At 65.1% G+C, this 22,152-nt stretch carries 18 protein-coding genes; 16 read left to right on the forward strand and 2 right to left on the reverse strand.

Annotation, left to right across the window (positions count from 1 at the left end; all coding sequences use genetic code 11):
* The first annotated feature begins 4 nt into the window (after nucleotides 1–4).
* The 3 genes from rpoS (at nucleotide 5) to rlmD (ending at nucleotide 3,458) form a co-directional block, all read left to right on the forward strand.
* Nucleotides 5–1,093 carry an RNA polymerase sigma factor RpoS gene (gene rpoS, locus AB3X95_RS02440; RefSeq protein WP_368620578.1) on the forward strand — a complete coding sequence of 363 codons (1,089 nt, stop codon included), beginning with the start codon at nucleotides 5–7 and terminating at the stop codon, nucleotides 1,091–1,093.
* A 4-nt stretch (nucleotides 1,094–1,097) separates the two neighbouring features.
* Entirely contained in the window at nucleotides 1,098–1,874 is a 777-nt protein-coding gene (locus tag AB3X95_RS02445; RefSeq protein ID WP_176108645.1) for a 3'-5' exonuclease, read from the forward strand.
* 153 nt (nucleotides 1,875–2,027) lie between these two features.
* A complete protein-coding gene (gene rlmD / locus AB3X95_RS02450) occupies nucleotides 2,028–3,458 on the forward strand; it encodes a 23S rRNA (uracil(1939)-C(5))-methyltransferase RlmD (protein ID WP_368620579.1) in 1,431 nt (476 codons plus the stop codon).
* A gap of 93 nt (nucleotides 3,459–3,551) precedes the next feature.
* Here the strand turns inward: rlmD and AB3X95_RS02455 are convergent, their stop codons facing one another.
* Nucleotides 3,552–4,412 carry an outer membrane protein assembly factor BamD gene (locus tag AB3X95_RS02455; RefSeq protein ID WP_176119884.1) on the reverse strand — a complete coding sequence of 287 codons (861 nt, stop codon included), beginning with the start codon at nucleotides 4,410–4,412 and terminating at the stop codon, nucleotides 3,552–3,554.
* Nucleotides 4,413–4,450: 38 nt separating this feature from the next.
* Here AB3X95_RS02455 and AB3X95_RS02460 point away from each other — a divergent pair, with 38 nt between their 5' ends.
* From AB3X95_RS02460 to AB3X95_RS02515, 12 genes are all read left to right on the forward strand, one after another.
* The gene (locus AB3X95_RS02460) at nucleotides 4,451–5,695 is read left to right on the forward strand and encodes an RluA family pseudouridine synthase (RefSeq protein WP_368620580.1); all 1,245 of its coding nucleotides are present in this window, start codon (nucleotides 4,451–4,453) and stop codon (nucleotides 5,693–5,695) included.
* On the forward strand, nucleotides 5,692–6,555 hold the full coding sequence (pgeF, locus tag AB3X95_RS02465; RefSeq protein WP_176368881.1) for a peptidoglycan editing factor PgeF: 864 nt from the start codon (nucleotides 5,692–5,694) through the stop codon (nucleotides 6,553–6,555). The genes AB3X95_RS02460 and pgeF overlap by 4 nt, the downstream gene beginning before the upstream one ends.
* 600 nt (nucleotides 6,556–7,155) lie before the next feature.
* Nucleotides 7,156–8,961, forward strand: a complete 1,806-nt coding sequence (gene phaC / locus AB3X95_RS02470) for a class I poly(R)-hydroxyalkanoic acid synthase (protein ID WP_176120112.1) — start codon at nucleotides 7,156–7,158, stop codon at nucleotides 8,959–8,961.
* Nucleotides 8,962–9,140: 179 nt separating this feature from the next.
* The gene (locus AB3X95_RS02475) at nucleotides 9,141–10,322 is read left to right on the forward strand and encodes an acetyl-CoA C-acetyltransferase (RefSeq protein ID WP_176368882.1); all 1,182 of its coding nucleotides are present in this window, start codon (nucleotides 9,141–9,143) and stop codon (nucleotides 10,320–10,322) included.
* A gap of 232 nt (nucleotides 10,323–10,554) precedes the next feature.
* On the forward strand, nucleotides 10,555–11,295 hold the full coding sequence (locus tag AB3X95_RS02480; RefSeq protein ID WP_176108639.1) for a 3-ketoacyl-ACP reductase: 741 nt from the start codon (nucleotides 10,555–10,557) through the stop codon (nucleotides 11,293–11,295).
* Nucleotides 11,296–11,432: 137 nt separating this feature from the next.
* A complete protein-coding gene (gene phaR, locus AB3X95_RS02485) occupies nucleotides 11,433–12,050 on the forward strand; it encodes a polyhydroxyalkanoate synthesis repressor PhaR (RefSeq protein WP_176108638.1) in 618 nt (205 codons plus the stop codon).
* 430 nt (nucleotides 12,051–12,480) lie between these two features.
* Nucleotides 12,481–13,524 carry a tRNA dihydrouridine synthase gene (locus AB3X95_RS02490; RefSeq protein ID WP_368620581.1) on the forward strand — a complete coding sequence of 348 codons (1,044 nt, stop codon included), beginning with the start codon at nucleotides 12,481–12,483 and terminating at the stop codon, nucleotides 13,522–13,524.
* Nucleotides 13,525–13,605: 81 nt separating this feature from the next.
* Nucleotides 13,606–15,000 (forward strand): 30S ribosomal protein S12 methylthiotransferase RimO, encoded by a 1,395-nt coding sequence (rimO, locus tag AB3X95_RS02495; RefSeq protein ID WP_368620582.1) that lies wholly within the window; start codon nucleotides 13,606–13,608, stop codon nucleotides 14,998–15,000.
* Nucleotides 15,001–15,003: 3 nt separating this feature from the next.
* Nucleotides 15,004–15,954, forward strand: a complete 951-nt coding sequence (locus tag AB3X95_RS02500) for a sugar kinase (protein WP_176119879.1) — start codon at nucleotides 15,004–15,006, stop codon at nucleotides 15,952–15,954.
* An 85-nt stretch (nucleotides 15,955–16,039) separates the two neighbouring features.
* Nucleotides 16,040–17,224 carry a beta-ketothiolase BktB gene (bktB, locus tag AB3X95_RS02505; RefSeq protein WP_368620583.1) on the forward strand — a complete coding sequence of 395 codons (1,185 nt, stop codon included), beginning with the start codon at nucleotides 16,040–16,042 and terminating at the stop codon, nucleotides 17,222–17,224.
* 63 nt (nucleotides 17,225–17,287) lie between these two features.
* Nucleotides 17,288–17,938 (forward strand): hypothetical protein, encoded by a 651-nt coding sequence (locus AB3X95_RS02510; protein WP_368620584.1) that lies wholly within the window; start codon nucleotides 17,288–17,290, stop codon nucleotides 17,936–17,938.
* Nucleotides 17,939–18,022: 84 nt separating this feature from the next.
* Nucleotides 18,023–19,207, forward strand: coding sequence for a cystathionine beta-lyase (locus AB3X95_RS02515; RefSeq protein WP_176119876.1), 1,185 nt, complete (start codon nucleotides 18,023–18,025; stop codon nucleotides 19,205–19,207).
* Between the two features lie 400 nt (nucleotides 19,208–19,607).
* Here AB3X95_RS02515 and serB read toward each other — a convergent pair whose 3' ends face one another.
* On the reverse strand, nucleotides 19,608–20,447 hold the full coding sequence (gene serB / locus AB3X95_RS02520) for a phosphoserine phosphatase SerB (RefSeq protein ID WP_184225815.1): 840 nt from the start codon (nucleotides 20,445–20,447) through the stop codon (nucleotides 19,608–19,610).
* A 285-nt stretch (nucleotides 20,448–20,732) separates the two neighbouring features.
* Between serB and AB3X95_RS02525 the strand changes: the two genes are divergently transcribed.
* Entirely contained in the window at nucleotides 20,733–21,968 is a 1,236-nt protein-coding gene (locus tag AB3X95_RS02525; RefSeq protein WP_368620585.1) for a cytochrome P450, read from the forward strand.
* The last annotated feature ends 184 nt before the right edge of the window (nucleotides 21,969–22,152 follow it).

Consider the following 22,152-nt stretch of genomic DNA (forward strand, 5'->3'; position numbering starts at 1 on the left):
GACCATGCCGAAATCGAAGCGCCGCCCGCCGCAAGCCGAGTCTGAGACGATCAGCGAAGTCACGTCCGCCGCAGTGGACGAAAGCGGCGCTTCGGAAGTGGAAGAGGAGATCGTCGAGGAGCGCGATCTCGACGAACGCCAGAGCGGCCTCGACGACAGCGAGGGCGCCGACGCGCGCGAAAGCACCGGCGACGCCGTGCCCGACGCCGACGATTTCCGCGCACTGCTGCAGGCCGAACTCACGGCCGACACGATCCAGCAATATCTAAACCGCATCAGCGTGAAGCCGCTGCTCACCGTCGAGGAAGAGCAGAAATATTCGCGCCTTGCCAAGGCCGGCGAGTTCGAAGCGCGGCAGGTGATGATCGAGCGCAATCTGCGGCTGGTCGTCAGCATTGCCAAGGGTTATCTGAATCGCGGCGTGCCGTTGCTCGATCTTATCGAGGAGGGCAATCTCGGCCTGATGCACGCAATCGAAAAATTCGATCCGACGCGCGGCTTCCGTTTTTCGACTTACGCGACATGGTGGATTCGCCAGAGCATCGAGCGCGCGATCATGAACCAGGCGCGCACCGTGCGCTTACCGGTGCATGTGATTCGTGAGCTCAACCAGGTGTTGCGCGCGAAGCGCCATCTGGAAAAGAACTCGATGAATTCGGGCGAAGCCGCCGAGCGCCGCGACGCGAGCATCGATGACATCGCCTATCTGACCGGCAAGACCACCGACGAAGTCACCGACATCCTCGCGCTGAACGAGCACACCGCGTCGCTAGACGCGCCGCTCGATCTCGATCCGGCGAGCAGCCTGCTCGATTTGCTGTCGGACGACCAGAGCCAGTCGCCAGACGCCGAGGTGCAGCATCGCGAACTCGAAACGCTGACACGCGCGTGGCTCGCGCGTTTGTCGGACAAGCACCGCCATGTAATCGAGCGGCGCTTCGGTCTGAATCATATCGAGCCCGCCACGCTCGAGGAGCTGGCCGACGAAATGGGCCTTACGCGCGAGCGTGTGCGCCAGATCCAACAGGAAGCACTGGTGCGGCTCAAGCGCTTCTTCGCCTCAAACGGTGTCCGCAAAGACGCCGTTCTCTGACCTGATGACACCGATTCTTGTATTCGACATCGAGACGATTCCCGATGTCGCCGGCATCCGCCGTCTTGAAGATTTGCCCGCGTCGATGAGCGACGCCGATGTCGCCGAGCATGCGTTCGCCGCGCGACGCGAAAAAACCGGCAGCGATTTTCTGCCGCATCACCTGCAACGGGTCGCGGCGATTTCCTGCGTGTTCCGCGACAACAACGGTTTTCGCGTGCGCTCGCTCGGCACGCCCGAGGACGGCGAGGCGACGCTCGTGCAGTCGTTTTATCGCGTGATCGAAAAGTACACGCCGCAGCTCGTGTCGTGGAACGGCGGCGGATTCGATCTGCCGGTGCTCAACTATCGCGCGCTCGTCAACGGCATCCCGGCCTACCGGTTCTGGGATCTCGGCGAGGACGACCGCGACTTCAAGTGGAACAACTACATCAGCCGCTACCACGCGCGCCACACCGACCTGATGGACGTGCTCGCAATGTACCAGGCGCGCGCGAACGCGCCGCTCGACGCGCTCGCGAAGATGTGCGGCTTTCCGGGCAAGATGGGCATGGACGGCAGTCAGGTGTGGCAGGCGTTCCAGCAAGGGCGCATCGAGGAAATCCGCAATTACTGCGAGACCGACGTCGTCAATACGTACCTGCTGTATTGCCGCTTCCAGTTGATGCGCGGCGGCTTTTCGCCGTCGGAGTATGCTGATGAGATCAACCTCGTGAAGAATGCGCTGGCGCTGGAAACCGCGCCACAGTGGGCCGAGTATCTGGCGGCGTTCGAGCCGTAACGGCGCGCGAGTAGCGCGTCCGCCGGGGCCCCGCGCCGCAATCGGGGCCGCGATGTCCACGCGCTCCGGGCGTGGTCCAGACCACGCCGCTGGCAGGCTCGGCGCTTGGTCTACAATCTCGCCTTTCCCCATAGTTTGTCAGGAAGTCCGCAGGTGTCCCGAACTGCCCCCCAACGTCGCTCGCCGCGGCGCTCATCGAAGCATGCGAAGGCGCACGCCCCGGCGCCGGCGCCCGTTATTACCGGCAACGAACCGGTCATCGAAATCGTTTCGCTCGATATGGAAGCGCGCGGCGTGGGCCGCACCGCGAGTGAAGACGGCACGCCAGGCAAGGTTGTGTTCGTCGAGGGCGCACTGCCGGGTGAACTCGTCAGTTATTCGACGCATCGCAGCAAGCCGAAATTCGAGCAGGCCGAAGTCATCCAGGTGTTCCGCGAAAGCGTGATCCGCACGACGCCGAAATGCACGTACTTCAACATCTGCGGCGGCTGTTCGATGCAGCATCTGGACATGCGCGCGCAAGTGGCGGTCAAGCAGCGCGTGCTCGAGGACAACCTGCAGCATCTGGCGAAGCTGCGCCCCGAAACGGTGTTCCGGCCGATTCACGGGCCGTCCTGGGGTTATCGCTATCGCGCGCGGCTCGCGGTGCGCTATCTGCCGGAGCGCGGCGGCATGCGCGTCGGCTTTCACGAGAAGAAGAGCAGCTATATCGCCGATATGAAGACCTGCGAGGTGCTGCCGCCGCATGTGTCGGCGATGCTGATGCCGCTGCGCTTCATGGTCCGCAAGCTGTCGATCTACGACCGTATGCCGCAGCTCGAGCTCGCAGTCGGCTCCTCGGTCACCGCGCTCGTCGTGCGCAACCTCGAACCGCTGACAGCCGCGGACGAGCAGGTGCTGCGCGAGTTCGCGGACGAGCACAAGGTGCAGTTCTGGGTCCAGCCGGGTGGTCCCGACACAGTCACGCCGCTCTATCCGCTCGACGTGCAGCTCGACTACACGCTGCCGGAATACGGCATCCGCATGCCGTTCAAGCCGACTGATTTCACCCAGGTCAATCACGCGATCAACCGTGTGCTGGTGAGCCGCGCGTTGCGCCTGCTGGCGCCGGCGCGCACGGACCGCGTGCTCGACCTGTTCTGCGGGATCGGCAATTTCACGCTGCCGCTCGCGCGAATTTCGCGGGAAGTGGTCGGCATCGAGGGCAGCGAAGTGCTGACCCAGCGCGCGCTCGCGAACGCGGAGCTCAATGGCGTCGCCGGGCATACGTCGTTCGCATGCCGCAATCTGTTCGAAGTCACCGCCGACGACCTGCGCGCGCTCGGCCACTTCGACAAGTTCCTGGTCGATCCGCCGCGCGAAGGCGCGCTCGCGATCGCGAAGGCGCTCGCGGAGATTGCGCAGAGCGGCAACGGGCCGCTGCCGAAGCGCATCGTCTACGTGTCGTGCGCGCCGGGCACGCTCGCGCGCGATGCCGGGCTGCTCGTGCATGAAGCCGGCTATCGGCTGGTGGGCGCGGGCGTCGTCAATATGTTCCCGCATACGTCGCACGTGGAATCGATTGCGTTGTTCGAGCGCGATTGAGTCTCGCGGCGCGCACGAACGAAAACGCCACGACCGAGGTCGTGGCGTTTTCGTTTCCAGACGACGGTCAGTGTGCCGTCGGCGCGTGGGGAATCAGAACTGCCACCACGACTTCGCCGTGCCGGGCCGTGCGTGGCCGGTCACGTACGGGCTGTCGGGGAAAGTGCCGGCCAGCACGCGGCGCGTATCGTCAGCGAGTTGGTGGTTGTTCAGCTTCTCGTACGACAGAATCATGATGTGCAGCGCGTCTTCGATGGCCGGCGCGTTCTTGTACTCGCGCAAGGCGAGCTGCGCGCGGTTGATCGCGGCGACATAGGCGCCGCGGCGGTAGTAGTAGTCCGCCGCGTGGACTTCGTGCGATGCCAGCGCATTCACGATGTAGCGCATGCGCTGCGCAGCGTCCGGCGCGTACTTGCTGTTCGGGAAGCGGTCCACCACGACCTTGAACGCGTCGTACGACTCGCGCAGCGACTTCGGATCGCGCTCGCTCATGTCCTGGCCCGAGAAGCGGCCGAACAGACCGAGGTCGTCATTGAAGTGGATCATGCCCTTCAGGTAATACGCGTAGGCGATGTCCGGGTGATCCGGGTGCAACTGGATGAAGCGGTCGATGGCCTGGTCGGCGGCGGCGTTTTCGTTGTCTTTCCAGTTGCAGTACGCGACGTTGATCTGCGCCTGCTGGGCGAAGTGGCCAAACGGGTCGCGGCCTTCGAGCAGCTCGAAATACTTCGCGCACTTGCCCCAGTCACCACCGGTCAGGGCGTCGTTCGCCTCCGTATATAATTTGTTGTTGTTCCACGTTGCCGTTTCGTCGGTCTTCTCCGGCAGGCCGTGGCAAGCCGCAACAGCGACGACGGCCGCGGCGCACGCAATGTATCCGGCCACTTTCCGGGCCGCCTTCTTGATGGCCGCCAAATTGATCGCCGCTTCAGTGATGGTGTTCAAGGCTCGCATTTTCCAGTCTAGCTTTACGTCCAGGTGACCCAGATTCAATGACCCGCTCAAATACTCCAGGCACCGCAGGCGCCGGGAATAGCAACAAAGATTATAGCGTAAGCGCCGACCCGGCCGACGCGTTGGGCGTCGATTCCCTCGATGACGATTTCGCTGGCGACGCACTCGCCGAAAGCGGTCCGCAAGGCTCCGCGGCCACGGCGGCGCCGGTGCCCGTGCGCGCGGCCGACGAGGCGCCGCGCAGCGTCGTGGTGCCCGACGAACTGGCCGGCGAGCGCCTCGACAAGGTGCTCGCCAAAGTATTCCCGGAGTTCTCGCGCAGCCGTCTGCAAAGCTGGATCGAGGCGCAGCGGGTGCGTGTCGACGGCCAGCCGGCGAAGATTCGCCAGCCGGTGCCGCTCGGTGCCACGATCGAGCTCGTGCCCGATCTGCTGCCCGAGCAGCTCGCCTTCACGCCCGAGCCGGTGCCGCTCGAGATCGTCTACGAGGACGACACGCTGGTCGTCATCAACAAGCCGGCCGGCATGGTCGTGCATCCGGCGGCCGGCAATTGGAGCGGCACCGTGCTGAACGGACTGCTCCACCGCTATGGCGAGGCCGCGGCGGGTCTGCCGCGCGCGGGCATCGTGCATCGGCTCGACAAGGAGACTTCGGGACTGATGGTGGTCGCGCGCACGCTCGAGGCGCAGACCGACCTCGTGCGTCAGTTGCAGGCGCGCACGGTCAAGCGCCGCTACCTCGCGCTCGTGTGGGGCAACATGCCCGACGAAGGCACGATCGACGCGCCGATCGGCCGCGACCCGCGCGAGCGCACGCGCATGGCCGTGGTGACGGGCGCGGCCGGCAAGCCGGCGCGCACGCATTTTCGGCGCGTGGCCGCGGCGATCTGGCAGCGTCAGCCGGTCACGGCGATCCACTGCGATCTGGAGACCGGGCGCACGCATCAGATTCGCGTGCATTGCGCGCATATCGGTCATCCGCTGCTCGGAGACCCCGTCTATGGACGCGCGCGCGGCAAGCGCTCGGTCACGCCGCTGCCGGACGGCTTCGCGCGCCAGGCGCTGCACGCGTGGCGGCTCGGCCTGATCCATCCGAAGACCGGCCGCTCGATGCAATGGCGCGCCGACGTGCCGGCCGACATCGAGGCATTGTCGGCCGCGCTCGGCCTCGGTCGCGACGACGCCGGGGAGTTCGACGACGCGTATGACGAGGACTACGATGCATCGTTCGACGATGGCGCGTACGATGAAGACAGCGACCACGATGAGGACGATCACGCATGAGCGCCAATCTGCCGGAGCTGGGTTTTGCCGATGTCGTGCAGCCCGCATGGAACGTCTCGCCGCGCGTGCGCGCGCTCGTGACCACGCGCGACGGCGGCGTCAGCGACGCGCCGTTCGGCCGCTGGCGCGACGGCGCTGACCAGCCCGGCGGGCTGAACCTGGGCATGAAGACCGGCGACGATCCGGCCGCGGTCGCGAGCAATCGCGCACGGCTCGTCGCGCTGACCGGTGTTCGCGAAACCGCGTGGCTTGAACAGATTCACGGCGCCGGCATCGTGCGCGCCGAGGATGCAGTCGCGCACGCGCGCGAGCATGGCGCGCCGGCGCGCGCCGACGCGAGCGTCACCGATCGCGCGGGCATCGCGTGCGTCGTGATGGTGGCCGATTGCATGCCGGTGCTGTTGTGCGACGAAGCGGGGCGCGCGGTCGGCGCCGCGCATGCCGGCTGGCGCGGACTCGCGGCGGGCATCGTCGAGCAGACCGCCGCGCGGGTCGCGGCGCTGGCGGGCGTGCCGGCCGCCGAGTTGCATGCGTACCTCGGACCGTCGATCGGGCCCAACGCGTTCGAAGTCGGTGCAGACGTCCGTGACGCCTTCATGACTGATGTCGACGGCGCACAACGCGATGCGACCGCGAAGGCGTTCGTCGCGCATCCCGCGAATGCCGGCAAATATCTCGCCAATCTGCCGGCGCTGGCGCGCTTGCGCATGCAGCGGCTCGGCCTTACGCGTATCAGCGGCGGCGACCTGTGCACGGTCACACTGCGCGAGCGCTTCTATTCGTATCGCCGTGACCGCGAAACCGGCCGTATGGCCGCGTTGATCTGGATCGACGAACAGGCGCAATCAATTGCCGATTAATTCTGGGTAGCGCGTGCATCTCGTCATATTTTTAGAATCGAACGGTGGTTTGATTCTGCGTGAATGCGCACCGGTTCGAGATTCACGAATGGCACGGCAGGTCCGTCACTGAAGGCCTTCCCCCGGCCTTCAAGCACATTTTTTGTTGCACTGCCGGAAGGATTGCAGATAGCGCGAATCCCCCGCCTGCTCTGTGGGCGAGCGAACGGATAAATACACTTAAGTGCCATGCGCCGTTGGACTTTTTTCGATCTGCGTGCGGCATGGAACATTTATTCGCAAAAGCGCGATTTGCCATACAGGGAAAACGATAATTAAAAAAATATCGCACCGCGGCAAAATCGGGAACAAGCATTGACATGCCTTGTGATGGGGAGCAAGAATGTTCCTTCTAAGCTCCTCCTCGTTCATGAGGCAGGGTGTGACGAAGTCGCGAGCAATCGCTCCGTGCGCACGAACCTGCCTCTCAACCCGTCCGCAAGGACTTACCGGTCAAAAGCAGGCATGGCAGCATCTCATTCCTCAGCTTCCCCCAGCACGGACTCCTCGAAGGAGCAGACGCAGCAGGCCGGTACGAGCGGTGCATCGTCGGCCGCAGGCATGCAGCAATTTCTCGACGCCTGGATGAACGCCTGGCGTTCGTTCGGCGCTCCGCCCAATGGCGCGGCATTCCAGATGCCTTCAATGCCGCAGATGCCGGACCTCGCGCAGATCACGGCGGGCTTTCCGCAAATCCCGGCATTTCCCGGCATGCCCGACTTCAGCAAGCTGGCCGTCGGCGCGCTGCCGGGGCTCAACATTCCCACCGCCGCGATTCCGCCCGAGCGTTTGCAGAAGCTGCAAACCGACTATTCGCGCGAGGCGATGGAACTGATCCAGCAGGCCACCACGTCGGCGATCAAGGCGCCCGAGCTCAAGGACCGGCGCTTTAGCGCGGACGCCTGGAGCCAGGCGCCGGCCTACGCGTTCACCGCCGCGTGGTATCTGCTGAACGCGCGCTATCTGCAGCAGATGGTCGACGCGCTCGATACCCAGCCGAAAACCCGCGAGCGCATTCGCTTCGCGGTCCAGCAGTGGACCGCGGCGGCCTCGCCGAGCAACTTCTTCGCGCTGAATCCCGAAGCGCAGAAAACGCTGCTCGACAGCAAGGGCGAGAGCTTGCGCCAGGGTGTGATGAACCTGCTCGGCGACATGCAGCGCGGCAAGATTTCTCAAACCGACGAATCGCGTTTCGCGGTCGGCGAGAACCTCGCGAACACCGAAGGCTCGGTCGTGTTCGAGAACGATCTGCTGCAGCTGATCCAGTACAAGCCGCGCACGGCGACCGTGCGCGAGCGGCCGCTCCTGATCGTGCCGCCGTGCATCAACAAGTACTACATCCTCGACCTGCAACCCGAAAACTCGCTCGTCGCGCACGGGCTCGATTCGGGCCACCAGGTGTTCCTGATTTCGTGGCGCAACGCCGATCAGTCGATCGCGCACAAGACGTGGGACGACTATATCGCCGAGGGCGTGCTGACTTCGATCGACACCGTGCGCCAGATCAGCGGCCGCGAGCAGATCAATACGCTCGGCTTCTGCATCGGCGGCACGTTGCTCGCCACCGCGCTCGCGGTGGCCGCGGCGCGCGGCGAACATCCGGCCGCGTCGATGACGCTGCTCACCGCGATGCTCGACTTCTCCGACACGGGCGTGCTCGACGTGTTCGTCGACGAGGCGCACGTGCAGATGCGCGAACAGACCATCGGCGGCAAGAACGGTGCGCCGCCGGGGTTGATGCGCGGCATCGAATTCGCGAACACGTTCTCGTTCCTGCGTCCGAACGACCTCGTATGGAACTACGTCGTCGACAACTACCTGAAGGGCCGCACGCCGGTGCCGTTCGACCTGCTGTACTGGAACAGCGACTCGACCAGTGTGCCGGGGCCGATGTACGTCTGGTATCTGCGCAACACGTATCTCGAGAACAAGCTGCGCGAGCCGGGTGCGCTGAGCAGCTGCGGCGAGCCGATCGATCTGTCGAAGATCGACGTGCCGACCTTTATTTACGGTTCGCGAGAAGACCATATCGTGCCGTGGCAAACCGCGTACGCGTCCGTGCCGCTGCTCACGGGACCGCTGAAGTTCGTGCTCGGCGCGTCGGGTCATATCGCCGGCGTGATCAATCCGCCCGCGAAGAAAAAGCGCAGTTTCTGGAAGCTCGAGAGCGACGCGAAGACGCTGCCCGCAAGCGCGGACGAATGGTTCGAAGCGGCGACGGAAGTGCCCGGCAGCTGGTGGCCCGAATGGACCGACTGGCTCGATCAGTACGGCGGCAAGAAGGTGAAGCCGCGCGCCACGCTGGGCTCCGATGAATTCCCGGTCATCGAGCCGGCGCCGGGCCGCTACGTGCGGCAGAGGGAGTAGGTTTCACGCACGGGCCGACGCGCGCGTCCGAAGTTGCTGTGCAGTCGGCCGGTGCAAAGGTGTTTGGCAGGCGAATGAGCGTCTGGTTGATGAAGGCGTGAGAGCAACGCAAGTTGCGACGCGATTTTTAACGTAACGGGCTGCGGCGCAGTTTGCCGGGATGCCCTGAGGATATGGAAATGACTGATGTTGTGATCGTATCGGCCGCTCGTACTGCAGTGGGCAAGTTTGGTGGGTCGCTGGCGAAGGTTGCCGCACCTGAACTCGGAGCGGTCGCGGTGCGCGCCGTACTCGAACGGGCCGGCGTGAAGCCGGAACAGGTGAGCGAAGTTATCCTGGGCCAGGTGCTGACGGCGGGCTCCGGTCAGAACCCCGCGCGTCAGGCGCTGATCAAAGCGGGTTTGCCGTCGGCCGTGCCCGGCATGACGATCAACAAGGTTTGCGGCTCGGGTCTGAAGGCCGTGATGCTCGCGGCCAACGCGATCATCGCCGGCGATGCGGACATCGTCGTCGCAGGCGGCCAGGAAAACATGAGCGCCGCGCCGCACGTGCTGCCGGGTTCGCGCGATGGTTTCCGCATGGGCGACGCGAAGCTGATCGACTCGATGATCGTCGACGGCCTGTGGGACGTCTACAACCAGTACCACATGGGCGTGACGGCTGAGAACGTCGCGAAGGAACACGGCATCACGCGCGAGCAGCAGGACGCGTTCGCGGCGCTGTCGCAGAACAAGGCGGAAGCCGCGCAGAAGGCAGGGCGCTTCAACGACGAAATCGTGCCGGTCGAGATTCCGCAACGCAAGGGCGAGCCGCTGCGCTTCGCCACCGACGAATTCGTGCGTCACGGCGTGACGGCCGAATCGCTCGCGGGCCTGAAGCCGGCGTTCTCGAAGGAAGGCACGGTCACGGCGGCGAACGCGTCGGGCCTGAACGACGGCGCGGCCGCGGTGCTCGTGATGTCGCTGAAGAAAGCGGAAGCGCTCGGCCTCACGCCGCTCGCGCGCATCAAGGCGTACGCGAACGCGGGTGTCGATCCGAAGGTGATGGGCATGGGCCCGGTGCCGGCTTCGCGCCGCTGCCTCGAGCGCGCGGGCTGGACGCCGGCCGACCTCGACCTGATGGAAATCAACGAAGCGTTTGCCGCGCAGGCGCTCGCCGTGCACAAGCAGATGGGCTGGGACACGTCGAAGATCAACGTGAACGGCGGCGCGATCGCGATCGGCCACCCGATCGGCGCGTCCGGCTGCCGGATTCTCGTTACGCTGCTGCACGAAATGCAGAAGCGCGATGCGAAGAAGGGTCTGGCGTCGCTGTGTATCGGCGGCGGCATGGGTGTCGCGCTCGCGGTCGAGCGAGTTTAAAGTACGCTGGGTATGCCGCGCGCGACCGCGACCGTTCGCGCGCGGCCTTCGCCGGCACAGCCATCTGGCCGCGCCGCACGCCAACTGGCGGTGCGGCGCGCTGCGCTGCAACAGGTGACTCGGGGCGGCAGCGCGCATTGCCAGACGGGCACCCGGCGGCAACGTGAACCAGCATCAGGCGAGGCACGAGGCCGCCGGCAGGCGCCTCGACAACGATAACGGAGTGTGGTTTATGACACAGCGAATTGCGTACGTAACGGGCGGCATGGGCGGCATTGGCACCAGCATCTGCCAGCGTCTGCACAAGGAAGGCTTCAAGGTGATCGCGGGCTGCGGCCCGAATTCGCCGCGCCGTGCAAAGTGGCTCGACGAGCAGAAGGCGCTTGGCTTCGACTTCGTCGCCTCCGAGGGTAACGTCGGCGACTGGGAATCGACCAAGGCCGCGTTCGACAAGGTCAAGGCCGAAGTCGGCGAGATCGACGTGCTGGTCAACAATGCCGGCATCACGCGCGACGTTGTGTTCCGCAAGATGACGCACGAAGACTGGACCGCGGTGATCGACACCAACCTGACGAGCCTGTTCAACGTCACCAAGCAGGTGATCGACGGCATGGTCGAGCGTGGCTTTGGCCGCGTAATCAACATTTCGTCGGTGAACGGCCAGAAGGGCCAGTTCGGCCAAACCAATTATTCGACTGCGAAGGCAGGCATCCACGGCTTTACGATGTCGCTCGCGCAGGAAGTCGCGACCAAGGGCGTGACAGTCAACACCGTGTCGCCGGGCTACATCGGCACCGACATGGTCAAGGCCATCCGCCCGGACGTGCTGGAAAAAATCGTCGCGACGATTCCGGTGCGCCGCCTCGGTCAGCCGGACGAAATCGGCTCGATCGTCGCATGGCTCGCGTCGGACGAATCGGGCTTCGCCACCGGCGCAGATTTTTCGCTGAACGGCGGCTTGCATATGGGCTGAGCCATCGGCGCGCCGGACCGGATGGCGGCGCGCTCCGGCTCAGACGGTTTCCCCGGCGTCCCGGCTGCGCAATCGATTCGATCGCACAGCCCGGACGCCGTTTCCGCGTTTGCTTAACTCGAGCTTAAAGGCGTTACATGACTACTACTACAAAGAAAACGGCCGAACGACTGATCAAGAAATATCCGAATCGTCGGCTCTACGATACGGAGACGAGCACCTACATCACGCTGACTGATGTGAAGCAGCTCGTGCTCGATCAGGAAGATTTCAAGGTGATCGATGCCAAGAGCAACGAGGACCTGACGCGTTCAATCCTGCTGCAGATCATTCTCGAAGAAGAGAGCGGCGGCCTGCCGATGTTCTCGTCGTCGATGCTGTCGCAGATCATCCGGTTCTACGGTCATGCGATGCAGGGCATGATGGGCACGTATCTGGAGAAGAACATCCAGGCCTTCATCGACATTCAGGCGAAGCTCGCAGACCAGTCGAAGAATCTCTATGAAGGCAAGGCGATGAACCCCGAGGTCTGGTCGCAGTTCATGAACATGCAGGCGCCGATGATGCAGGGCATGATGACCAGCTATATCGAGCAGTCGAAGAACATGTTCGTGCAAATGCAGGAGCAGATGCAGAACCAGGCGAAGACCATGTTCGCCACGTTCCCGTTCACGCCGGGCGGCGCTGTCAATGCGAACAACGCGAGCAATGCGCCGGCTACGCCCCAGGGCAATCCGGAGCCGGAGAAGAAGTGAACGAGTGAATGGCGGCGAGGTCCACTCGGGTCGACGAGGGCTTCGGGGGTAGCCCGCGGACGCGAAGCCGACCTTCATGGCTGCAACGGGATCGCGCGACCTGGCTGAGCCAGCTCGTGGCCGTCGGCGTAGCGTTGGCATCCCGCCGCTCCGTTGCCAATCTCCCAGATGGCTCGCACGATTGCGCAGCCACCGACGCGCTACAATACCGGCCCGCGCGTGGGGACGCTTTTCCGTCGGAACCGGATTCAGGCCGCGGTTCAAGGTCCGTTGCGTCCCTCTGCCGGCACATCGCTGCTAGCGCCGTTATCGTTTTCCTTCCGCTGGACCCGCCTTATGTTTCAGACCGTCTCCCTGATCGCGTCCGTGTCTTCCGTTGTGAAGGCCGCACGGATCATTCTTCGCTGATCCGCCGTTCACCCACATCCTCATGAGCCGGCTGTTTCTCGCCCCAATGGAAGGGCTTGCGGACTACGTGCTGCGCGACGTGCTGACGAGCGCGGGCGCTTTCGACGGCTGCGTGTCCGAGTTCATCCGCATCACGGGCTCGATGCTGCCGACGCGCGTCTATGAGCGCGAGGCGCCCGAGATCCTGCACGCGAGCGTGACCGCCAGCGGCACGCCGATGGTGATTCAACTGCTCGGCAGCGATCCCGAGTGGATGGCGCGCAACGCCGCGTACGCGGCCACGCTGTCGCCGTACGGTATCGACCTGAACTTCGGCTGTCCCGCTAAAGTGGTCAATCAGCATGGCGGCGGCGCGATGCTGCTCGCTAACCCGAAGCTGCTGAACCAGATCGTCGCGGCCGTGCGCGCCGCGGTGCCGGCCGATATCGCGGTGACCGCAAAAATGCGCCTCGGCGTATCCGACACGTCGCGGGCGATCGAATGCGCGCAGGCGCTCGTGGACGGCGGCGCGGCCTCGCTCGTCGTGCATGCGCGCACGCGCGACGACCGCTACCGGCCGCCTGCGCACTGGGAGTGGGTCGCGCATATCGACGACGCCGTCGATGTGCCCGTCATCGCGAACGGCGAGGTCTGGACAGTCGCGGACTGGCAGCGCTGCCGCTCGGTCAGCGGCTGCACGGACGTGATGATTGGCCGCGGCGCCGTGTCGGACCCATTCCTCGCGCAGCGAATCCGCGGGCTCATGGACCCGTGTGCGTCGGCCGACGAATGGCCGCAGGTGCTGGGTTCGATCGTCGGCTACCTGAACAAGCTGCGGGCGCACGGCTCGCTGACCCATGAGCACGGCCGCGTCAAGCAGTGGCTCAGCTACCTGCAGCGGACCTGGCCGCAAGCGGCCGAACTGCATGCGGCGATCCGGCGAGTGCAGGACTCTGACGAAATTCTTACGGTGATCGGCCAGGCGCTGGCGGCCGCAGGCGCATCGGCGCCAACGCGTGAGCAAGTTTTCAGCGACGAAAATAGCGAGCTGAATCAACCCGAACCGGCTGAACCCATCCCCGTTTGAAGACTAGAATTCAAAGACTTACGAGCGGTGGCGGTGGCGAACCGCTACAATTCAGGGTTTAACGTCTTCAAGCGGTTCCCCATGTCTTCCACCCCCTCGAACGCTCCGGCCGCGCCGGGCGCCACGCCGAAAGTCGGCTTCGTTTCCCTCGGCTGCCCCAAGGCCCTCGTCGATTCCGAGCAGATCATCACCCAGCTGCGTGCCGAAGGCTACGAAATCTCCGGCACCTATGACGGCGCGGACCTCGTGGTCGTCAACACCTGCGGCTTCATCGACGAAGCCGTGCAGGAAAGCCTCGACGCGATCGGCGAAGCGCTCAACGAAAACGGCAAGGTGATCGTCACCGGCTGCCTCGGCGCAAAGAAGAGCGCGAGCGGTTCTGGTCTGATCGAGGAAGTGCATCCGAAGGTGCTCGCGGTGACCGGCCCGCACGCGGTCGGCGAGGTGATGCAGGCGGTGCACAGCCATCTGCCGAAGCCGCACGATCCGTTCGTTGACCTGGTGCCTGCAGCGGGCGTCAAGCTCACGCCACGCCACTACGCGTACCTGAAGATTTCCGAAGGATGCAATCATCGCTGCACGTTCTGCATCATCCCGTCGATGCGCGGCGATCTGGTGTCGCGCCCGGTCGCCGAGGTGATGCTCGAAGCCGAGAACCTGTTCAAGTCCGGCGTGAAGGAACTGCTCGTGATTTCGCAGGACACGAGCGCCTACGGCGTCGATGTCAAGTACCGCACCGGTTTCTGGAACGGCAAGCCGATCAAGACGCGCATGACGGATCTGGTCGCCGCGCTCGGCGAACTCGCCGCGCAATACGGCGCGTGGGTGCGCCTGCATTACGTGTATCCGTATCCGAGTGTCGACGAAGTGATTCCGATGATGGCCGCGGGTCCGTACAAAGGCCATGTGCTGCCGTATCTCGACGTGCCGTTCCAGCACGCGCATCCGGAAGTGCTCAAGCGCATGAAGCGCCCGGCCAACGCCGAGAAGGTGATGGAGCGCGTGAGGGCATGGCGCGAGATCTGCCCGGATCTGACGATCCGCAGCACGTTCATCGCCGGCTTCCCGGGCGAGACTGAAGAGCAGTTCGAGACGCTGCTCGATTTCATCCGCGAGGCGGAGCTCGATCGCGTTGGCTGTTTCGCTTATTCGCCGGTCGAAGGCGCGAGCGCGAACGAACTCGACCGCGCGCTGCCCGACGAAGTACGTGAGGAACGTCGGGCGCGCTTCATGGAAGTGGCCGAGCAGGTGTCGGCGAAGCGCATCGCGAAGAAGATTGGCAAGACGCTGAAGGTGCTGGTCGACGAGATCAACGCGGACGGCGGCATCGGCCGCACCGCGGCGGACGCGCCGGAGATCGACGGCGTCGTCTATATCGCACCGTCTACCAAAGCATCGAAGCGCTACAAGGTCGGCGATTTCGTGTCGGTGAAGATCACCGGCGCGGACGGCCACGATTTGTGGGGTGAGGTCTAAGCGATGGCGCTCGGCGCGGCCGCACGGCCTGAAGCTCAAACACCGGACATCCTCGCGCTCGGCGAGGCGATGATCGAATTCAACCAGTCGGCGAAGGATCAGCCGAACTACCTGCAAGGCTTCGGCGGCGACACGTCGAACTTCTGCATCGCGGCCGCGCGCCAAGGTGCGAGGACCGGCTTCGTGTCGGCGGTCGGCGCCGATCATTTCGGACGCCTGCTGGTCGATCTGTGGGAGCGCGAACAGGTCGACACGTCGTTCGTGCGCATCGATGCGCAAGCGTCGACCGGCGTCTATTTCGTGTCTCACGGCCCCAACGGCCATGCGTTCGACTATCTGCGCGCGGGCTCGGCGGCGAGCCGCTATGCGCCCGCCGATCTGCCGCGCGACGCGCTCGCGGCGGCGAAGGTCGTTCATCTGTCCGGCATCAGTCTCGCGATCAGCGTCAGCGCCTGCGACGCCGCGCTCGAGGCGATCGCGCATGCGCGCGCGAATGGCGTGCGTGTGAGCTTCGATACCAATCTGCGTCTGAAGCTGTGGCCGCTCGCGCGGGCGCGTGCGGTGATGCTCGAGGCGATCCGCCAGACCGACATCTGCCTGCCGAGCTGGGACGACGTCACCGAACTGACAGGGCTGACCGGCCGCGACGAGATCGTCGATTTTCTGCTGTCGCACGGGCCGAGCGTGGTCGCGCTGAAGCTCGGCAAGGACGGCTCGTATATCGCGACGCCTAACGAGCGACGCGTCGTGCCGGGTCACGTCGTCGATGCGGTCGATGCGACCGGCGCCGGCGACTGCTTCGGCGGCGCATTCATCGCGCGCATCGTTGCGGGCGACGATCCGTTTGCCGCCGCGCGCTACGCGAACGTCGCCGCCGCGCTGTCGACGCAAGGTTATGGCGCGGTCGCGCCGATCCCGTCGCGCGAGACCGTCGAGCGCCTGCTGGCGGGTTAGATATTACGTAAGCCGCGCGCGGCGCAGCATGGCCCGCGTTGGCGCAATCATCCAGGCGAACTGGAGACAACAGGAGGGGCAAGCGATGCAACGGGACGTAGTGGTGGTAAGCGGTGTGCGCACGGCAATCGGCACGTTCGGCGGTAGCCTGAAAGATTTTGCCCCGACCGATCTCGGCGCGCGCGTCGTGCGCGAAGTGCTCGAGCGCGCGAGCGTGTCGGGCGATGAAGTCGGGCACGTCGTGTTCGGCAACGTCGTGCACACCGAGCCGAAAGACATGTATCTCGCGCGCGTCGCGGCGATCAACGGCGGTGTCGCGCAGCATACCCCCGCGCTGACGGTGAACCGGCTGTGCGGCTCGGGCTTGCAGGCCATCGTGTCGGCCGCGCAAAGCGTGCTGCTCGGCGACGCTGATATCGCGATCGGCGGCGGCGCTGAAAACATGAGCCGCGCGCCGTACTCGATGCCGGCCGCGCGCTTCGGTCAGCGCATGGGCGATGCGCGTCTGGTCGACATGATGGTCGGCGCGCTCAACGATCCGTTCCAGTCGATCCATATGGGCGTGACCGCCGAGAACGTCGCGCGCAAGTACGACATCTCGCGCGAGGCGCAGGACGCGCTCGCGCTCGAATCGCACCGTCGCGCGGCTCACGCGATCACGAGCGGCTACTTCAAGGAACAGATTCTGCCGATCACGCTCGCGTCGAAGAAGGGCGACGTCGTATTCGACACCGACGAGCACGCGCGGCTGAACGCAACCGCGGAAGACTTCGCGAAGCTGAAGCCGGTGTTCGTGAAGGACAACGGCACGGTGACGGCGGGCAACGCGTCGGGCATCAACGACGCGGCCGCGGCCGTCGTGCTGATGGAGCGCAGCGTCGCCGAGCGGCGCGGCGTGAAGCCGTTGGCGCGGCTCGTGTCGTACGCGCATGCGGGCGTCGATCCGGCGTATATGGGCATCGGGCCGGTGCCAGCGAGCCGCAAGGCGCTCGAGAGGGCGGGTCTGACGGTCGCCGATCTCGACGTGATCGAGGCCAACGAGGCATTCGCCGCGCAGGCCTGTGCGGTCAGCAAGGAGCTCGGGTTCGATCCGGCCAAGGTCAATCCGAATGGTTCGGGCATTTCGCTAGGCCATCCGATTGGCGCGACCGGCGCGCTGATCACCGTGAAGGCGCTGTACGAGCTGCAGCGCATCGGCGGGCGTTATGCGCTCGTCACGATGTGCATCGGCGGCGGCCAGGGGATCGCGGCGGTTTTCGAGCGTCTGTGACCGCGCACGGCAGGCCGGCCCGGCATAGATAGCAAGCAGGAACCAGCAACAAGGATCGACGGGATGCGGGAAGCGAAAGTGACGAAGGGTTCGGTAACGCAGACGTTGCGTCAGCGCGCCGCCGCGCTGCTGTGTGCCGGCACGGTGCTGTGGATGCCGTCGCAGGCGTGGGCGGAAAGCGATGCAGTCAAGGAGCTGGCCGCGCCGCCGCCGATTCAGCTGCCGCTGAAACCGAGCCCCGAGTTCGCGAAGTTTCCGCGCTACGTGGGCACGCTCGGCGCGCGGCCGATCGTGCTGCGGCTCGGGCCCAAGACCGACGATCCTTCCGGCGTGCACGGCGAGTATCAGTACACCGATAGCGGCGAGGTGATCCTGATCGCCGGCGATCGCGTCGGCGATACGCTCGAAGTCGAAGAATCGAACGACGGCACGCATATCACCGGCAACTGGGTCGGCAAGTTCGCAGCGGACGGCTCGCTCGAAGGCGACCGCATGAACGTCGACGATTCGAACCCTCAGGAATTCAACCTGAAGCCTCTGGCGGCGGGGCAGGCGGCACCTGCGGCCGCTTCGGCCGGCGCGGCGGCCGCCAAAGCGGCCCCCCCAACTCCGCAGCCGGCTGCCGTGAACGGCGCAGTGGCGGCTCCCGCGCCGGCATCCGCTGCCGGCGGGCACCCGGTGGGCGGCGTCAGCAACCTGCAAACCGGCGACTGATGCGTACGCACGCCGGGCATATTGAGTCGCGCGGCGCGGCGGTTGCTCCAAGCCCGCTTCCCTGTGTATTTCATCGAGCTCCACATGACTGAATCCAAACTCAAACACCGCCTGCAGACCCGCATCGTGCGTGCCGAGGACGACATCACGCCGGGCTTCGAATCGTTCTCGACGCCGGTCACGCGGGCGTCGACGGTGGTGTTTCCCGATCTCGCCGCGATGCGCGCGCTCGACTGGAAAAACGACGCGCAATGGCGCTACGGCCTGCATGCGACGCCGACGCAGATCGCGCTCGCGCAGCGCCTCGCCGCGATCGAGGGCGGCAATCATGCGCTGCTACAGCCGTCGGGGCTGTCGTCGATCTCGAACGTCTACTTCGGCCTCGTGAAGGCCGGCGACGACGTGCTGATCCCCGATAACGTCTATTCGCCGAACCGCGACCACGGCGACTGGCTCGCGCGCGATTTCGGCATCACGGCGCGCTACTACGATCCGCTGAGCGGCGCGGACATTGCCAGGCTGATCCAGCCGAACACGCGCCTGATCTGGATCGAGGCGCCCGGCTCGGTGACGATGGAAGTGCCCGACGTGCCGGCCATCACGGCGGCGGCGCGCGCGCGCAACGTCTTCACCGCGATCGACAACACGTGGTCCGCCGGCCTCGCGTTCCGGCCGTTCGACCACGGCGTCGACATCTCGGTGCAGGCGCTGACCAAGTACCAGTCGGGCGGCGGCGACGTGCTGATGGGCGCAACGATCACGGTCGACCGCGACGTGCATGTGAAGCTGAAAGCGGCGCGCATGCGCATGGGCATCGGCGTATCCTCGGACGACTGCTCGCTGATCCTGCGCAGCCTGCCGAGCATGCAACTGCGTTTCGCGCAGCACGATCGCGCGGCGCTGTCGCTCGCGGCGTGGTTGAAGAGCCGGCCGGAAATCGTCGCGGTGCTGCATCCGGCGCTGGCCGACTGTCCCGGGCACGAAGTGTACAAGCGTGATTTCACCGGCGCGGGCGGCCTGTTCTCGGTCGTGTTCGACGAGCGATACAGCGCGGCGCAGATCGACACGTTCTGCGAATCGCTCGAACTGTTTTCGCTCGGCTGGAGCTGGGGCGGCGCGCATAGCCTCGCGATGCCGTACGACATCGCGTCGATGCGCACGGCGGCTGAGTGGCCGCACCGCGGCACGCTGGTGCGTTTCTATATCGGTCTCGAAGACGAGGCGGATCTGCGCGCGGATATCGAGCAGAGCCTGGCTAAGCTGGCTTAATACGCGTTAGCCTGTTCGACACGTTGTTCGAGAAGCCCGTCGGGATGCGTTCCCGGCGGGCTTTTTTGTTGCCCGGAGTATCGAGCAGACCTGACCGTTTGGCCGAAGGTTCGATACGGGTGCGCTTGTCGCGCCTGCGTATGGCTGGCGTGTTGCCCGGACGATGATTGCGGCGTCAGTGAAAGACGGGCAACTGTTCTGGTGTGCGATTGGACTGTGTGCCGCCGCGATTTATGAGGCGGTGATCGCGTTGGAGCAGGGCAGCGGGGAGTCCTCGATGCTTGCGTTGGGGATTGTCGTCGCCGCTCGCGATGACAGGCAGACCGAGTCCATGGTTGGCACGCTATCACCGGCGTCGGTCGTTGTCCCGACGCGATAACGAACCCCTCGAGCAACAGCCTCAGAACAACCGCAGCAACCCGTCCAGTCCAACGAAATTGAACGACACGCTGGCTGCTTCGCGCACCACCGGCTTCGCGCGGAAGGCAACGGAAAGTCCGGCTTCGGCCATCATTTTCAGATCGTTCGAGCCGTCACCCATCGCAATTGCGCGCGAAGGCTCGATGCCGAGCGTCGCGCAGGCTTCGCGCAGCGTGCGCGCTTTCACGTCCGCGTTGACGATCTCGCCAATCACGTTGCCGGTCAGCTTGCCGTCGACAATTTCGAGCGTGTTCGCACGCGTGAAATCGAGGCCGAGGCGCGCTGTCAGCTTCGCGGTGAAGAACGTGAAGCCGCCCGACACGAGCAGCGTTTTCAGGCCCGCCCGTTTCACGCCGGCGAGCATGCGTTCGGCGCCCGGCGACAACTGCAGCCGCTCGTCATACACGCGCTCGAGCGCGCTGGCGTCGAGCCCCTTCAGCAGAGCGACGCGGCGCGTCAGGCTTTCGTTGAAGTCCTTGATCTCGCCGCGCATCGCAGCCTCGGTGATCGCCGCGACTTCGGCTTTGAGCCCGCAGAAATCGGCGATTTCATCGATGCACTCGATCGTGATCAGCGTCGAATCCATGTCCATCGCGACGAGCCCGAAGTCGCGCAACTGGCGGCCGGCTTCGACAAACGCGTAGTCGAGTTGATGCGTGTAGCAATACGCTTCGACGTCGGCGCGTTGCGCGAGGTTCGCGCCGGCGATGCGAATCGCGCTCTCGTCGATGACGGTGGCGTGCGAGCCGCGCGCGAGCGCGACGAGCGTTTTGTGGTGGTCGGCGGAAAGGGGGGCGACGCTTTGAATGACGAGGTTCATGGACGACCAGTGACGCGGGAAGAAAGAGGCGCGTGGCGCGCGGAAAATCCCGCTATTGTATCGGTTCCGTGCGCCGCGCCGTCGCGGGCGGCCGTCGTGGGCGGGTTTGCCGTGGCTCCGACAGTGCGCGGTTCATACTGACGCATCGAATCGTGTGGCGCGGTCGTCGTCAGCTTGGCAGAAGTCGGCGTTTCGCATATCGCCGTAACGGAACGGACCGAACAAATGCGGTCACACGAACCCGCCACATCACAAGCGCAACAAGACGCCCCACGGAGACAACGCATGCCCCCTGCAACCGCCTGCGACGCTTCCTCCCTTGCCCGCGACTTCGATCTGCGTCATCTGAGCCCCGCGTTCTACGCCGATCCCTATCCGGTCTATCACGCACTGCGCACCTATGACCCGATCCGGCGCATGCCCGACGGCTCGCTGTTCCTGACGCGCTTTCGCGACGTGCAGGCGGTCTACCGCGACCCGAAGACCTTCAGTTCCGACAAGACCGTCGAGTTCCGCCCGAAATACGGCGACTCGCCGCTCTACGCGCATCACACCACGAGCCTCGTGTTCAACGATCCGCCGCGCCATACGCGTGTGCGCAAGCTGATCGCCGGCGCGCTGACCGCGCGCGCGATCGCGGCGATGGAACCCGCGTTGATCCGGCTCGTCGACGGTCTGCTCGACGCGGCCGCGCAGCGCCGACGGATCGATCTGATCGGCGAGTTCGCGGCGGCGATTCCGGTCGAGGTCATCGGTAATCTGCTCGACGTGCCGCACGACGAGCGCGCACCGCTGCGCGACTGGTCGCTCGCGATACTCGGTGCCCTCGAGCCGTCGCTGACCGACGCGCAGTTCGAGCGCGGCAATCGCGCGGTCAGCGAATTCGTCGACTATCTGCGCGGCCTCGTCGCACGACGCCGCCGCGAGCCCGGCGATCCGCAGCACGACGTGCTGACGCGGCTGATTCAGGGTGAGGGCCCGCATGAGCAGCTATCGAAAGCCGAGCTGCTGCAGAACTGCATTTTCATCCTGAACGCGGGGCACGAAACGACCACCAACCTGATCGGCAACGGGCTCGTCACGCTGAGCCAATGGCCTGACGAGCGCGCCGCGCTGCTGCGCGAGCCCGAGTTGATCGGCACCGCGGTCGAGGAATGTCTGCGCTTCGAGAGTTCGAACCAGCTCGGCAATCGCATGACCACCGTCGATACCGAGATCGGCGGCGTCGCGGTTGCGCGCGGAACGCCAGTCACGCTGTGCATCGGTGCGGCCAATCGCGATCCCGAGCAATTTGCCGAGCCGGACCGCTTCGATATCCGCCGCGATCCGAACCGGCATCTCGCGTTCGGCTTCGGCATTCATCAGTGCGCGGGCCTGTCGCTGGCGCGGCTGGAGGCGCGGATTGCGATCGGGCGCTTCGTGCGGCGCTTCCCGGCGTATCGCGTCGATGGCGAGCCGACGCGGGGCGGGCGCGTGCGGTTTCGCGGATTTGCGTCCGTGCCGGTCCTGCTCGAGCCTTGATGCGACCCCCGGGTAGAGCGCGCGAACAAGGAGAGCGGTAGCTTTTGCCGCTTCGTCGCAAGACTTACAGCCTCAAGACGGCACGCCGCCGAGCGGACCGGCTCATGCTTTAAGCGTGGCAGCAGCGTAAAACCCGCGAAAACTCGGGCACGCTTGCTGCTGCGCCTGATATCTCAGGGCCGTG

Source organism: Paraburkholderia sp. BR13444 (assembly GCF_040948755.1).
Lineage (GTDB): Bacteria > Pseudomonadota > Gammaproteobacteria > Burkholderiales > Burkholderiaceae > Paraburkholderia > Paraburkholderia youngii.

Coding starts and splice junctions, on each gene's coding strand:
- rpoS (WP_368620578.1), top strand. CDS start 5: ATGCCGAAATCGAAGCGCCGCCCGCCGCAAGCCGAGTCTGAGACGATC.
- AB3X95_RS02445 (WP_176108645.1), top strand. CDS start 1,098: ATGACACCGATTCTTGTATTCGACATCGAGACGATTCCCGATGTCGCC.
- AB3X95_RS02455 (WP_176119884.1), bottom strand. CDS start 4,412: ATGCGAGCCTTGAACACCATCACTGAAGCGGCGATCAATTTGGCGGCC.
- AB3X95_RS02460 (WP_368620580.1), top strand. CDS start 4,451: ATGACCCGCTCAAATACTCCAGGCACCGCAGGCGCCGGGAATAGCAAC.
- pgeF (WP_176368881.1), top strand. CDS start 5,692: ATGAGCGCCAATCTGCCGGAGCTGGGTTTTGCCGATGTCGTGCAGCCC.
- phaC (WP_176120112.1), top strand. CDS start 7,156: ATGCAGCAATTTCTCGACGCCTGGATGAACGCCTGGCGTTCGTTCGGC.
- AB3X95_RS02475 (WP_176368882.1), top strand. CDS start 9,141: ATGACTGATGTTGTGATCGTATCGGCCGCTCGTACTGCAGTGGGCAAG.
- AB3X95_RS02480 (WP_176108639.1), top strand. CDS start 10,555: ATGACACAGCGAATTGCGTACGTAACGGGCGGCATGGGCGGCATTGGC.
- phaR (WP_176108638.1), top strand. CDS start 11,433: ATGACTACTACTACAAAGAAAACGGCCGAACGACTGATCAAGAAATAT.
- AB3X95_RS02490 (WP_368620581.1), top strand. CDS start 12,481: ATGAGCCGGCTGTTTCTCGCCCCAATGGAAGGGCTTGCGGACTACGTG.
- rimO (WP_368620582.1), top strand. CDS start 13,606: ATGTCTTCCACCCCCTCGAACGCTCCGGCCGCGCCGGGCGCCACGCCG.
- AB3X95_RS02500 (WP_176119879.1), top strand. CDS start 15,004: ATGGCGCTCGGCGCGGCCGCACGGCCTGAAGCTCAAACACCGGACATC.
- bktB (WP_368620583.1), top strand. CDS start 16,040: ATGCAACGGGACGTAGTGGTGGTAAGCGGTGTGCGCACGGCAATCGGC.
- AB3X95_RS02510 (WP_368620584.1), top strand. CDS start 17,288: ATGCGGGAAGCGAAAGTGACGAAGGGTTCGGTAACGCAGACGTTGCGT.
- AB3X95_RS02515 (WP_176119876.1), top strand. CDS start 18,023: ATGACTGAATCCAAACTCAAACACCGCCTGCAGACCCGCATCGTGCGT.
- serB (WP_184225815.1), bottom strand. CDS start 20,447: ATGAACCTCGTCATTCAAAGCGTCGCCCCCCTTTCCGCCGACCACCAC.
- AB3X95_RS02525 (WP_368620585.1), top strand. CDS start 20,733: ATGCCCCCTGCAACCGCCTGCGACGCTTCCTCCCTTGCCCGCGACTTC.